13 protein-coding genes and 1 pseudogene are annotated in these 12,727 nt (G+C 68.5%); 1 reads left to right on the top strand and 13 read right to left on the bottom strand.

Going from position 1 to position 12,727, the window contains the following annotated elements:
• Nucleotides 1-50 precede the first annotated feature (50 nt).
• Nucleotides 51-239, bottom strand: coding sequence for a hypothetical protein (locus MICSW_RS01350; protein ID WP_228177473.1), 189 nt, complete (start codon nt 237-239; stop codon nt 51-53).
• 109 nt (nt 240-348) lie between these two features.
• Between MICSW_RS01350 and MICSW_RS01345 the strand changes: the two genes are divergently transcribed.
• Nucleotides 349-1,458, top strand: coding sequence for a DUF4192 domain-containing protein (locus MICSW_RS01345; RefSeq protein ID WP_228177474.1), 1,110 nt, complete (start codon nt 349-351; stop codon nt 1,456-1,458).
• 15 nt (nt 1,459-1,473) lie between these two features.
• Here the strand turns inward: MICSW_RS01345 and lysS are convergent, their stop codons facing one another.
• From lysS to tilS, 12 genes and pseudogenes are all read right to left on the bottom strand, one after another.
• Complete coding sequence (gene lysS / locus MICSW_RS01340; protein ID WP_228177475.1) at nt 1,474-3,033, bottom strand: lysine--tRNA ligase; 1,560 nt, start codon at nt 3,031-3,033, stop codon at nt 1,474-1,476.
• Between the two features lie 77 nt (nt 3,034-3,110).
• Complete coding sequence (locus MICSW_RS01335) at nt 3,111-3,806, bottom strand: DUF2520 domain-containing protein (RefSeq protein WP_308017241.1); 696 nt, start codon at nt 3,804-3,806, stop codon at nt 3,111-3,113.
• Nucleotides 3,803-5,371, bottom strand: a complete 1,569-nt coding sequence (locus MICSW_RS01330; protein ID WP_375237023.1) for a PH domain-containing protein — start codon at nt 5,369-5,371, stop codon at nt 3,803-3,805. The genes MICSW_RS01335 and MICSW_RS01330 overlap by 4 nt, the downstream gene beginning before the upstream one ends.
• Nucleotides 5,368-5,868 (bottom strand): PH domain-containing protein, encoded by a 501-nt coding sequence (locus MICSW_RS01325; protein WP_374198002.1) that lies wholly within the window; start codon nt 5,866-5,868, stop codon nt 5,368-5,370. The genes MICSW_RS01330 and MICSW_RS01325 overlap by 4 nt, the downstream gene beginning before the upstream one ends.
• Nucleotides 5,869-6,073: 205 nt before the next feature.
• Nucleotides 6,074-6,565 carry a DUF3180 domain-containing protein gene (locus MICSW_RS01320; RefSeq protein WP_228177477.1) on the bottom strand — a complete coding sequence of 164 codons (492 nt, stop codon included), beginning with the start codon at nt 6,563-6,565 and terminating at the stop codon, nt 6,074-6,076.
• A complete protein-coding gene (gene folK / locus MICSW_RS01315; protein WP_292729066.1) occupies nt 6,562-7,095 on the bottom strand; it encodes a 2-amino-4-hydroxy-6-hydroxymethyldihydropteridine diphosphokinase in 534 nt (177 codons plus the stop codon). Before folK ends, MICSW_RS01320 begins: the two co-directional genes overlap by 4 nt.
• Nucleotides 7,092-7,472, bottom strand: coding sequence for a dihydroneopterin aldolase (folB, locus tag MICSW_RS01310; RefSeq protein ID WP_228177479.1), 381 nt, complete (start codon nt 7,470-7,472; stop codon nt 7,092-7,094). The genes folK and folB overlap by 4 nt, the downstream gene beginning before the upstream one ends.
• Complete coding sequence (folP, locus tag MICSW_RS01305) at nt 7,456-8,361, bottom strand: dihydropteroate synthase (RefSeq protein WP_292729071.1); 906 nt, start codon at nt 8,359-8,361, stop codon at nt 7,456-7,458. Before folP ends, folB begins: the two co-directional genes overlap by 17 nt.
• Before the next feature lies 1 nt (nt 8,362).
• Entirely contained in the window at nt 8,363-8,947 is a 585-nt protein-coding gene (folE, locus tag MICSW_RS01300) for a GTP cyclohydrolase I (RefSeq protein ID WP_228177481.1), read from the bottom strand.
• 9 nt (nt 8,948-8,956) lie between these two features.
• Nucleotides 8,957-10,962, bottom strand: a pseudogene (ftsH, locus tag MICSW_RS01295) (ATP-dependent zinc metalloprotease FtsH).
• A 133-nt stretch (nt 10,963-11,095) separates the two neighbouring features.
• The gene (gene hpt / locus MICSW_RS01290) at nt 11,096-11,647 is read right to left on the bottom strand and encodes a hypoxanthine phosphoribosyltransferase (protein WP_228177483.1); all 552 of its coding nucleotides are present in this window, start codon (nt 11,645-11,647) and stop codon (nt 11,096-11,098) included.
• A 22-nt stretch (nt 11,648-11,669) separates the two neighbouring features.
• The gene (tilS, locus tag MICSW_RS01285) at nt 11,670-12,665 is read right to left on the bottom strand and encodes a tRNA lysidine(34) synthetase TilS (protein ID WP_464496557.1); all 996 of its coding nucleotides are present in this window, start codon (nt 12,663-12,665) and stop codon (nt 11,670-11,672) included.
• Nucleotides 12,666-12,727 lie beyond the last annotated feature (62 nt).

Genomic DNA, 12,727 nt, shown 5'->3' with positions numbered 1-12,727 from the left:
TCAGCTCCCTCCACGGTGGCGTTCTCACGCCAGCGTAGTGGGAAGTGTCGTCACTGCTCGGTTGCGGCGGGCGCCGGAGGAAGCCCGCGTGCCGCGCGTTCCTCGGCTTCGATGCGCGCGTACTCGCGGCGCTCGTTGCGGTCGGCACGGATGATGCTGCGCAGGACCCAGAAGAACAGAGTCAGCACCACGATGGTAGGCAGGATCGCCCATAGCGCTGCCACCCAGAAGCTGTCCACTCATCCAGGATACGCGGCGCCATCTCCCCAGGTCGCCTCGAGAGTCACCTATCCCCGTCCCGCCGGTGATCCTGCCGCGCAGCGTGGCGCCGCTCGCATGCTCGGATGCATGACTCCGATCATTCATGCGACCTCACCCGCCGAGTTCCTGACCGTCGTCCCGCGCCTCCTCGGATTCGTTCCGCAACGCAGTGTCGTATTGGTGCCGTTCCGGCGTGGTCGAAGCCGCGGCGCCATGCGCCTGGACCTCCCACCCGATGACGACCGCGCCGACGAGATCGCCGCGACCATGATCGGGCTGGTGTGCCGGGTGCCCGAGGCCGACGGCTGCGCGATCGTCGTCTACGGCGACACTGATGCTCCTGCTCGCACCCTTGTCGAGGGAATCGAGCGTCGAGCCGAGGCCTGCGGGGTGCTGATCGTGGAGGCATTGTGGGTCGCAGGACGGCGGTGGGGGTCCTACGCGCGGTCTGACTCGGGTTCGGTGCCGACTGCCGATGACCTCCCGCCAGGCATCGAGGACGTCGCAGCACCGGAGGCGAATCAGTACGCTGGCGCAGATCTGCTCCCCCTCGATGCGAGTAGGTCGACCGCGGTCGAGGCCGCCTGTGAGGCGCTCGACGCCGCCATCCGCGGGCTCGTGCTCGCCGACGCAGATCATCCGACAACCGACCCCGCACGCATCGATCCCCGCGCCTTCGCGGCCGCGTGTCTGCTCGATGACCTTCCGGCATTCGTGGAGCGGCTCCTGGGTTCGGATGCCGCAGCACTCGATCCGTTCGAGATCGCCGCCGCCGCGTGGGCGCTCGGAAGGCCGTCACTGCGCGACATCGCCCTCATCTGCTGGGTCGACGGGATCGACGCGGGAGACGAAGCCGCGCAGGCGCAGGCTTGCTGGGAAGACGGCGCAGAGTATCCGAGCGAGATCGCGATGCGCCTGTGGGGCGAGGGCCCGAGGCCCTCACCCGAACGGCTCGGACGTGCGCTACTGCTGGCGCGACACATCGCCAGCGCCGTCCCTGCCTCCAGGCGCCCGGGACCGCTGGCGGTCGCGGCGTGGTTCTCGTGGGCACTCGGCCGGTCAACCCACGCTGACCTCTTCGCCCAACAGGCGACAGCGATAGAGCCCGAACACGGCCTCGCCGAGATCGTGCGCTCGTTCGTGGGCGCGGGTCACCTGCCCGATTGGGCGTTCCGGCTCGACGAGCCGGAACAGTGACCGGCGGCGGCCGCCCTACTTCACGAGCGGGAAGAGAATGGTTTCACGGATGCCGAGACCCGTGATCGCCATGAGGAGCCGGTCGATTCCCATCCCCATGCCACCGGTGGGCGGCATCCCGTGCTCGAGGGCACGCAGGAACTCCTCGTCGATCCGCATGGCCTCGTCGTCACCGCGGGCCGCGAGCTTGGCCTGCTCTTCGAAGCGCTGGCGCTGGATGACCGGGTCCACGAGCTCGGAGTAGCCGGTCGCCAGCTCGAAGCCGCGGACGTAGAGGTCCCACTTCTCGACGACCCCCGGGATGGAGCGGTGTTCGCGCACGAGCGGGCTGGTGTCGAGGGGGAAGTCCATGACGAACGTGGGACGCACGAGCGTCGGCTTGACGAAGTGCTCCCACAGCTCTTCGACGAGCTTTCCGGGAATCGGGTGCGCAGGCACATCGACACCGAAGCGCTCCGCGATCGTCGTCAGGTCGGCGAGCGGTGTCGCGGCGTCGATGCGGGGAGCGGCATCCGCGCCCTCCCACGCGTCGGCAAGAGCGTCGTTGAGCGAGTCGTACATCGACATCCGCTCCCACTCGCCGCCGAGGTCATAGACCGTGCCGTCGGCCCAGGTCACCTCGGTCGAGCCGGTCACGGCGATCGCGGCGTTCTGGATGAGCTCCTGCGTGAGGTCGGCGATGCCGTTGTAATCGCTGTAGGCCTGGTAGGCCTCGAGCATCGCGAACTCGGGGCTGTGGGTCGAGTCGGCGCCCTCGTTGCGGAAGTTGCGGTTGATTTCGAAGACGCGGTCGATGCCACCGACCACGGCGCGCTTGAGGAACAGCTCGGGCGCAATGCGCAGATAGAGCTCGGTGTCGAATGCGTTGGAGTGGGTGATGAAGGGACGGGCTGATGCCCCGCCGTGCTGCACCTGCAGCATGGGCGTCTCGACCTCGACGAAACCGTGGGCGGCGAACGTGTCGCGCAGGCTCCGGTTGACCCCGGCGCGGGCGAGCACGGTCTGGCGCGCCTGATCGCGGGCGATGAGATCGAGGAACCGGCTGCGGACGCGGCTCTCCTCGCTCAGTTCCGCATAGAGGTTCGGCAGGGGCAGCAGCGCCTTGGCGGCGATCGTCCACTCGGCCACCATGATCGACAGTTCACCCCGCCGGCTCGAGATCACCTCGCCGGTCACCGCGACGTGGTCGCCGAGGTCGACGAGTTCCTTCCAGCGCTGCAGAGACTCCTCGCCCACCGCGGCAAGCGACACCATGGCCTGGATGCGACTGCCGTCCCCCGCCTGCAGCGCGGCGAAACACAGCTTGCCGGTGTTGCGGCTGAAGACGACCCGTCCCGCAACCGAGACTGTCTCTCCCGTCTCGTCGCCGGCCTCGAGGTGGGCGAAGCGTTCGCGAACCTCAGCGATCGAGGCGGTGACCGGGACACTCACCGGATAGGCGCCGCCCGCGGCATCCGTTCGCTCTGCCAGCAGCCGCTCGCGCTTGGCCAGCCGCACCGCCTTCTGCTCGAAGACGTCCTCGTCGGATGCTTCGGGGGCGGCGTCCGCGGGCACGGCGGCAGAGGTGTCGGTCATGAGGGGAGCTCCTTGAAAATCGTCGCCCAGTCTATCCGCGGGGCCATCGTGACTCCGCGGGCGCGGAAGCTCTGGACTCAGTCCGCGGGCGGGCGGATGTCGTCGACCCCCGCCTCCACGAGCGCGTGGTCGACTGTCGTGTGCATGAGCGCCGCGAGGTAGCGGCCCGGCTCGGTGACACCGGCCGCATGCAGGAGGTCGGTGGCCTGGCGGATGATGGATCTCGAGAAGTCGGTAGCGGTCGCGATCCCCTCGGCATAGGCGGGTCGGTCAGCCTCGGCGATGATCACAGGCTCGCAGCCCAGCTCGACCGCGAGCGCCTGTGCGATCGGCAGCACGGGGGCGGGGGCCGTGACCGCGGCATACGCCCCGATCAGTGTCCGCAGGTCTATCGAGGTGCCCGTGAACGCGATAGCCGGATGGATCGCCAGCGGAATCGCGCCGCGCGCCATCGCCGGTGCGAGCACTCCGGTGCCGAACGCCGGATCGGTGTGCACCACGAGTTGGCCGGCCTGCCAGGCGTCGAGCTCCGCGAGTCCGGTCACGAGTCCGTCGATCTGATCGTGGGGAACGGCGATAACGACGAGCTGGCTCTCGCGCACAACGTCCTGCGGGTCCCTGATGGGAACTCCCGGAAGGATCGCGGCGACACGGTCGTCATCCGATCCGCTCGTGATCGAGACGATCGCGTGCCCGGCGCCGGCCAGCGCGGCACCGATCACGGGTCCGACTCTGCCGGCACCCACGATCCCGACGCGCAGCCGGTCGCTCACTCGTCCCCCGCCCAGCGGTGCGAGCGGTCGGTCGCGACAGCGCCGATAGCGGCTCGCTCACCGTCATCGAACAGGCGCAGCGCATCGTCTCGGTCGAGGATGCCGAGGCTCCCCGACACGCGACCGACGACCGTGTGGGCGCGGATGTTCGCTACCCGTAGTGCGCGGTCGACCGGGCCCTGGCTCACCTCAAGGCTCTGCATCCGAGCCAGCGGCACGACCGCGAGGGTCCGCCAGATCCGACCCCGCCGCAGGAACAGCGCGTCAGTTCCGAGCCAGAATCCGTTGCGGCGCCACGAGAGGGGTCGAAGCAGCCGTGCCCGCTTCGGCGTGGTCGTATAGGGGTCGTCGGCGACGGGACCGAGGGCGCCGTTGTCGACGATCATGGGCCAGTCATCTTCGGCGATCGTCGGCAGGATGAGCCGCAGGACCCGCTCGACATCGGCGCGGTTACCCACCGGCAGCACGGTGCCGAACTGGTCGTTGGCCCCATCGCTCATGCTGCGGCCCGACAGCCGGTTGATGCGGATCGCCCACCAGCCGAACGGGCGCCACATGAGCGGCTGGGTGACCTCGACGGCGTGGATGCGTCCCGGCGGAATGATCTCGGTGATCGTCGTCAGCAGCCCGTAGGTGATTCGAACACCGCTGGGCGTCGGGGCGATCGAGTATCGGAGCGAGCGGGTGATCGAGCGGATCCAGTAGGCACCGAAACCGAGGACTGCCGGGACCACGCCGAACAGCACCCACCCGGTCGTCGTGACCGCCCCGGTGACGATCGCGGCGATCGCCGCCACCAGAAAGATCGTCGTACCCGACAGGGTCTGCGAGGCGACCAGTCGTCCGACCGGAATCGAAACTACCGACTCCGGTTCGGCAACGGGCGCCTCCGCTCCCGCGATCAGCCCGGTGATTCCTGCCGACACGGTTTCGGATGCCGTCGCGCGCCGCCCGGCCTCACCGCGCGCGCCCAACTGGCGGCCCGACGCCAACCGCAGGATGTCGCCACGAATCGCCTCGGCATTCGCGGTCGACAGGTACTCCAGCTTGACGTTCGCGTCGAGGCCCGCTCCCACAACCTCGAGTTTGGCCAGGCCGAACAGGCGCGCGATCGTCGGGCGGGTCAGGTTCACGCCCTGCACCCGGTCGAGCGGTGCGCGCCGGTGCGACCGGAAGACCACACCCGAGCGCACCTCGACGTCGTCATCCGTGATGCGGAAGCTGTGGAAGCGCCAGCCGAGATAGAAGAGCCCGACCAGCACGATCACGACTCCGAGCACCACGAGGGTCGCAACCAGGATCAGGTTGTGCGAGACGACGTAGTCGACGGGGTCTCCGGGGATCTGCTCTCCCTCGAAGCCGGGAGCCAGCCACGGCAGGAAGATCGCGATCAGCCGGTCGCGCATGTTCGCGATGATCACGCCCGCGACGATCACCAACACCAGTCCACCCCGGAACAGCGGGGTGAGGGGGTGCATCCGATGCCACTCGCCGTCGCTGAGCGGCGAACGCACCTCCGCAGCGGGAGGCGGGGTGGCAGGCGAGGCGGGGGTGGGGTCGGTCACAGGCCGGTCCGGCGGGTCTCTGCTACCGCGATGAGGGTGTCGCGCAGCTGCTCGGCGGCGTCTTGACGGATGCCGGGAATGGCGACCCCGGTGGTGGCTGCCGCGGTCACGAGCTTGAGCTGCGCGATTCCGAACCCCCGATCGAGCGGACCGTGCGTGATGTCGACCAGCTGCATCCGTCCGTAGGGCACGGCGACAACCCGCTGCCAGAGGATGCCCTTGCGAAAGACCAGGTCGTCCTCGCGCAACTGGTAGCCGTAGGCGCGGGCCTGCCGCGGCGTGATCGCGAGCGTGAACGCGAGGATCACCAGCAGGATGCCGGCCGGAATCCAGACCCACCACGCCCCGACGATCAACGAGATCGCGAGCGCTGCGCCGAGCACGAGGAGAAACACGATGCCCGACGAGATCAGCTGCACCCAGACGTACTGCCGGGCGAGTTGGTGCCAGGTTCCGTCGCCGAGCGGGAGCCGGTTCTCGGAGCGCGGCTCGAGGATCTGCGTGAACGTGCCTTCATCGTCGATCACGTCGCGCGTGACGTGAGCCGAGCGGTCGTGGGCGATCGCCGACTCGACGGTCTCACCATCTGCCACCGCCGAAGTCTTCGTGTCCTCAGTGGCTGTGGCGTCAGCGCCTCTGCCGTCAGTGGCTGGACCCTCAGTGGCTGGACCCTCAGTGGCTGGACCCTCAGTGGCTGGACCCTCAGTGACTGTGGGCTCCGAATCCGGGGTCGACGCCTCCGGGCTGTTCGTCATCGTCATCCTTCCGGATCGTGCACAGATACTCGGCCACAAGCCCCGCCGCCACCAGCAGGAGCCCGGCGACGAGCGTTGCCAACTGCGTCGCCATCGAGCCTAACGGCGGCACGACGGGTCGCGTCAGGAGGAAAACCACCAGTCCTCCCGAGAAGCCCACGGATGCCGCGCCGAGCAGGCTCGATGCCTTCGCAAGCATCGCGATGCGCAGCGCCCGGAACGGGTTGATCGCGGCGCGCGTGTGCCCGCGGGATGCGCGCCACACCGGGATCGCGAAAGCTACCACGATGGCCCCCAACGCGATCAGCAGAACGGGAAGCGTGATCAGCGGCGTGAAGGTTGCACGACCCGTTGCCGTGAGCAGTTGGTTCACAAGGAACCCGCCGGCGAGCGCGATAGCGGCGGTGACGATCAGGATGCCGGCACCGGTGCGCCTCACGACGAAGCCCCGAGTCGCTCGAGGAGGTCGGCAACCCGCCCGGCACCGACGAGGGAAGCATCCGGATCAATGCTGAGCCACGGTGCGAGCACGAAGTCGCGCTCGGCAGCGCGCGGATGGGGAAGCGTCAGCGTCGGGGTGTCGCAGACCACGTCGCCGTAGGCGATGAGATCCAGATCCAGGGTGCGGTCTCCCCAGCGTTCGCGGCGCACCCGTCCGTGCCGGTCCTCGATGGTGTGCAGGTAGCTCAGCAGGACGGTCGGTGCGAGGCGCGTCGTGACGATGGCGACGGCGTTGAGGTATCCGGGTGCGTCGGGATCGGGCCCGTCGAGAGTGACCGCGACCGACTCGATCGGCTCCGACATTCTCACCGCCGACACCAGCGGCAGGTGCTCGAGTGCGGCTGCTGCAGCTGCCAGCGTCTCGTGCCGGTCACCGAGGTTCGCACCCAGCGCCACCACCGCGTCGACGGCAGGAGCGGCATCCGTGTGTGTGCCGCCCTGCATGCCCTCGGCCAGGCGTCGACTCATTCGCCGGCCTCCGCGCGTTCGCGGGTGATCGTCACCGAGACGTCAGTGAACTGCTGCTGGATCGGAGCCTGCGGCTTGTGCACCGTCACCCGCACCACGAAGACACCGGGGAAGGCGAGCACGCGATCGGCGATGTGCTCGGCGAGCGTCTCGATGAGGTTCACCGGATCGCCTGCGACGATCTGCGCAACAGCGTCAGCTACCTCGCCGTAGTGGACAGTATCGGCGACGTCGTCCGTCTGGGCGGCCCGCTCGGCGCTCACGCTCAGGACGAGGTCGATGACGAAGTCCTGGCCGTTCTCGCGCTCATGATCGAAGACGCCATGGTGGCCGAAGACGCGAAGCCCCTCGAGCCGGATCTCATCGAGCTGCGGCATCCGAACCCCCCCACAGCTCCGCAACCCGCAGAGCGTCGCGCGTGGCGGCCACGTCGTGCACCCGCACGCCCCATACGCCGGCGCGCGCGGCGAGGGCACTCGTGACAGCCGTGGCGCCATCGCGCCGGCCTTCGGTGACCGCGCCTACCGTGTCGCCTGACGGGTCCTCGCCGCCGGCTCGCGTTGCCGCGGCTCCGGTCCGCTGTGTGAAGCGACGCTCGGCGTCGACGGATGCCTCGGCCAGCGCCTCAGCCAGGAAGCGCTTGCGGCTCGTGCCGAGCAGCACCCGCTGGCCCGCCGCGACAAGCTGCGGAAGCGCCCGGAGAACTTCCCAGTTCTGCTCCGGGCGCTTGCCAAACCCGATGCCGGGATCGACGATGATCCGATCCGCGCCGATGCCGGCATCCCGGGCAGCCGCGACCCGCTCGGCGAGTTCGGCTGTCACCTCGGCTGCCACGTCGGCGTACTGCGCCGGCGCGTACATCTCCCGCGAGGGCCCGCGCCAGTGCCCGAGGATGATCTCGGCGTCGGTCTCGGCGACGGCAGGGAGCATCGCGGCATCCGCGAGCCCACCCGAGACGTCGTTGACGATCCGCGCGCCCGAGTCGACAGCGGCAAGTGCCGTCGATGCGTTCATCGTGTCGATGCTGATCCAAGCGCCGCGCTGCGCGAGGGCACGGATGACGGGCACCACCCTGTCGCGTTCGATCGAGGGGTCAACCCGTTCGGCACCCGGGCGGGTCGATTCGCCGCCGACGTCGAGGATGTCGGCACCGGCAGCCCACAGCGCCAGGCCGTGCGAGATCGCAGCTCCCGTGTCGAGGTAGCGCCCGCCGTCGCTGAACGAATCGGTCGTGACGTTCACGACCCCCATTACGAGCGTCGACATCTCAGTTCGCTCCGATGAGTGCGATCAGCTCGGCGCGAGCGACCGGCTCTTCGTAGGCCCCGCGGGCGGCGATCGTCACGGTGGATGCGTCGGTCTGCCGGCCGCCGCGCATCGTGACGCACTCGTGGGTGGCATCCAGCACGACGAGCACCCCACGCGCATCGAGCGCGTCAGAGATGGTGTCGGCGATCTGCTCGGCAAGGCGCTCCTGCACCTGCGGCCGGGCCGCGAGCACGTCGACGACCTTGGGAAGCGCACCGAGTCCCACGACCTTCTCGCCGGGAAGGTACGCGATGTGGGCGTGCCCGCGGAAGGGGAGCAGGTGGTGTTCGCAGACGGAGCGGAACAGGATGTCGCGCAGCATCACCGCACCCGAGGGCAGCGTCTCTGGTGCCGGGCCGCGCGAAATCGAGATCGTGTGGGCAAGCGGCGCAGCCGGGTCCTCGCCGATGCCGCTGAAGAACTCAGAGTAGGCATCCGCCACCCGTTCGGGGGTCAGCTTCAATCCGGGGCGATCAGGGTCTTCCCCGATCGCCTCGAGCAGTTCGCGCACCAGTGCGGCGACGCGTTCACGATCAACGGCCACCAGGCGAGCCTACGCGGTTGCGGGACGCGCCTGTCCGGTCGGCCGCCGTCGCGGCGCCTTCTCGGCAGACCCCGCGTCAGCCTCCGTCGAGGCGGCAACGCCGGTCGGCGCGGGACGACGCGGAACCTCGACCGGGGCAGCACCGAGACCGGACGCTGCTCGCTCGAAAGCCACTGCGGGCGCTCGGGCAGCTTCTTGACGTCCTTGAAGATCTCTTCGATCTCGAGGTGGTCGAGCGTCTCCTTCTCGAGCAGCTCGAGAGCAAGCTTGTCGAGGATGTCGCGGTTGTCGTTGATGACCTGGTAGGCCTCGTTGTGGGCTTGCTCGATGAGCGCCCGCACTTCGGCATCCACTCGCTCGGCGATCCGCTCGCTGTAGTCACGACCGTGACCCATGTCGCGGCCCATGAAGACCTCACCCGAGCCCTGACCGAGCTTGACGGGTCCGACATCCGTGGTCATGCCGTACTCGGTGACCATCTTGCGGGCGATGCCCGTCGCCTTCTCGATGTCGTTGGAGGCGCCCGTGGTGGGGTCGTGGAAGACGATCTCTTCGGCCACGCGGCCGCCCATCGCGTACGCGAGCTGGTCTTGCAGTTCGTTGCGGGTGACCGAGTACTTGTCATCGATCGGCATGACCATCGTGTAGCCGAGGGCCCGGCCGCGCGGGAGGATCGTGATCTTCGTGACGGGGTCGGTGTAGTTCATCGCCGCCGCGGCAAGGGCGTGTCCGCCCTCGTGGTAGGCGGTGATGAGCTTCTCCTTGTCCTTCATGATTCGGGTGCGGCGCTGGGGACCGGCCAGCACGCGGTCGATCGCCTCGTCGAGCGCGCGGTTGTCGATCAGCTGCGCGTTCGAGCGCGCCGTCAGAAGCGCTGCTTCATTCAGGACGTTCGCGAGGTCGGCACCCGTGAAGCCGGGGGTCTTGCGGGCGACGACCTCAAGGTCGACACCGTCGGCGAGAGGCTTGCCGCGGCCGTGCACCTCGAGGATGCGCTTGCGACCCTGCAGGTCAGGGGCGTCCACACCGATCTGACGGTCGAAACGGCCGGGGCGCAGCAGCGCCGGGTCGAGGATGTCGGGACGGTTCGTCGCCGCGATGACGATGACGTTGGCCTTGGGGTCGAACCCGTCCATCTCGACGAGCATCTGGTTCAGTGTCTGCTCGCGCTCGTCGTGGCCGCCGCCCATACCGGCACCGCGGTGACGACCGACAGCGTCGATCTCGTCGATGAAGATGATCGCCGGCGCGCTTTCCTTGGCCTGGTTGAACAAGTCACGCACGCGGCTCGCGCCGACACCGACGAACATCTCGACGAAGTCCGAGCCCGAGATCGAGTAGAACGGCACGCCAGCCTCGCCGGCCACCGCGCGGGCAAGCAGGGTCTTGCCGGTTCCGGGAGGGCCGTACAGCAACACGCCCTTCGGGATGCGAGCACCGACAGCCTGGAACTTCGCGGGCTCCTTCAGGAAGTCCTTAATCTCCTGGAGCTCTTCGATCGCCTCATCCGAGCCGGCGACATCGTCGAACGTGACGGTCGGGCTCTCCTTCGTGACGAGCTTGGCGCGGGAGCGGCCGAACTGCATGACCTTGCTGCCACCGCCCTGCGCGGAGGAGAGCAGGAACCAGAACAGCACACCGAGCAACAGGATCGGGAGGAACAGCGACAGGAAGCCGTCGAACCACGTAGCCCGGGGGACGACGTCGTTGTATCCGCCGGCGGGGTTTGCCGCGTCGATCGCGTTCACGACCTCTTCGGCCCGCGCCGTCACGTAATAGAACTGCACGTCGGTGGCGCCTTCGTACGGCGTCGACAGCGTCATGTCGACCCGCTGGTCGCCGTCGGTGTTCACGACCTCGGTGACCGTGTTCCCAGCCAGCAGATCAAGCCCCTGCTGGGTCGTGATCTGCTTGGCACCGCCCAGGGTCGACATGAGCGTGAATCCGATGATGAGGAACACCGCGATGAGCGCGACGTACAGCAGCGGGTTGCGTGTGAGCTTCTTGAAATCCATGGTTCGGGGCGAACCCGGTCCCTCCGTCGTTCAGGCGCCGATCCGCGCGGGAACGCAGAAACGGTGCAGACAGGGTATCGCGGGGTTGCTATGCCACGACTGAGCATTCGCCCACGGCGTACCCCGAAAGGCCTCAGCTGTAGACGTGAGGCGCAAGGATCGCGACGTCGCGCAGGTTCCGGTACTTCTCGGCGTAGTCGAGCCCGTAGCCGACGACGAACTCGTTCGGGATATCGAAACCGATGTACCGGCAGTCGACCTCAACCTTGGCGGCATCCGGTTTGCGGAACAGCGCGAAGACCTCGACGGATGCCGCACCCCGCGACGCGAAGTTGGTCAGAAGCCAGCTGAGAGTGAGGCCCGAGTCGATGATGTCCTCGACGATGAGCACGTGCTTGCCGTGCAGATCGGTGTCGAGATCCTTGCGGATCTGGACCACGCCGCTCGATCGGGTACCGGTGCCGTACGAGGAGACGGCCATCCAGTCCATCGTCATGTGCGTCGGCAGTGCGCGAGCGAAGTCAGCCATCACCATGACCGCGCCCTTGAGTACGCCGACGAGCAGAAGCTCCTTGCCCTCGTAGTCAGCCGTGACTTGGGCCGCGATCTCGTCGAGCTTCGCGCGGATCTGCTCCTCCGTCACGAGTACTCGGGTGATGTCGGACTGAACCTCCTCGGCACGCATGCATCCGAGCATAGGCCGACCACTAGCGCGCGGTGAACTCGATCCGGCCGTTGACCCGGGCTGCGCGGCATCCGGGCAGATCGATCGGGCCCTGCCCGCGCCAGTCGGTCACCAGGCGGGCGACATCGAGGGTCTGCGAGCGCGTGGGACTCTGCCCGAACTCAGCGGCAACGACATGGCGGATGAGGCGATGCCGCAAAGCCGCCGGATTGGCAGCGAGCGCCCCGACCGAGAGCGAGATGCCTGCTTCGGCGTGCTCGACGACATCTTCGATGATCTCGTCGATCATCTCCGCAAAGGCCTCCGCGTCCTCGCGCAACTGCGCCGCCGTGCGCGCGAGCGCTTCGGCCACCCCCGGGCCGAGCTCGCGTTCGAGGGTCGGCAGCACCGTTTCACGAACCCGAACCCGGGTGTACCGTGGGTCGGCATTGTGGGGGTCGAGCCACGGGTCCAGGCCTTGCGCGGCGCACGCAGCATGTGTCGTGGCGCGCCGAATCTCGAGCAGGGGGCGCAGGATGCGGCATCCGTCCTCGCGCTCGGCCACCGGAGCCATTCCTTGCAGGCTTGTTGCGCCGGAACCGCGGGCAAGCCCGAGTAGCACCGTCTCTGCCTGATCGTCGAGGGTGTGGCCGACCAGAATGGCCGCCGCGCCGACCTCCCGGGCGAGGGCATCGAGCGCTTCGTATCGCGCGTCCCGTGCTGCGGCCTCGGGTCCGCCGCCCGCGCGCACGACAGCCCTGACGACCCGGGCGGACAGGCCGAGGCTCTCTGCCGTGGCCGCGGCGGTCGCAGCGATCTCGGCCGACCCGTCCTGCAGACCGTGGTCGACGGTGACGGCGACGCCCCTGATCCCGCGCTTCGGTGCTTCGAAAGCCGTTGCCGCCGCGAGGGCCAGGGAATCCGCCCCGCCCGACAGAGCCACGATGACCGTTGCGCCCTCGGGAAGAGCCTGGAGGGCAGCTCGCACCGCCCGCCGCACCTCTGCGACGGCCGAATCCAGGCCCGGTCGAACGTCCACGCCGCCACGCTACCGGCCATCCGCCGTCGCTAACTCCTGCAGTTCCCCTGCCATCCACCTCG

This window comes from Microbacterium sp. SW12 (assembly GCF_055391095.1).
This window is presented reverse-complemented; position numbering and strand designations above follow the sequence as displayed.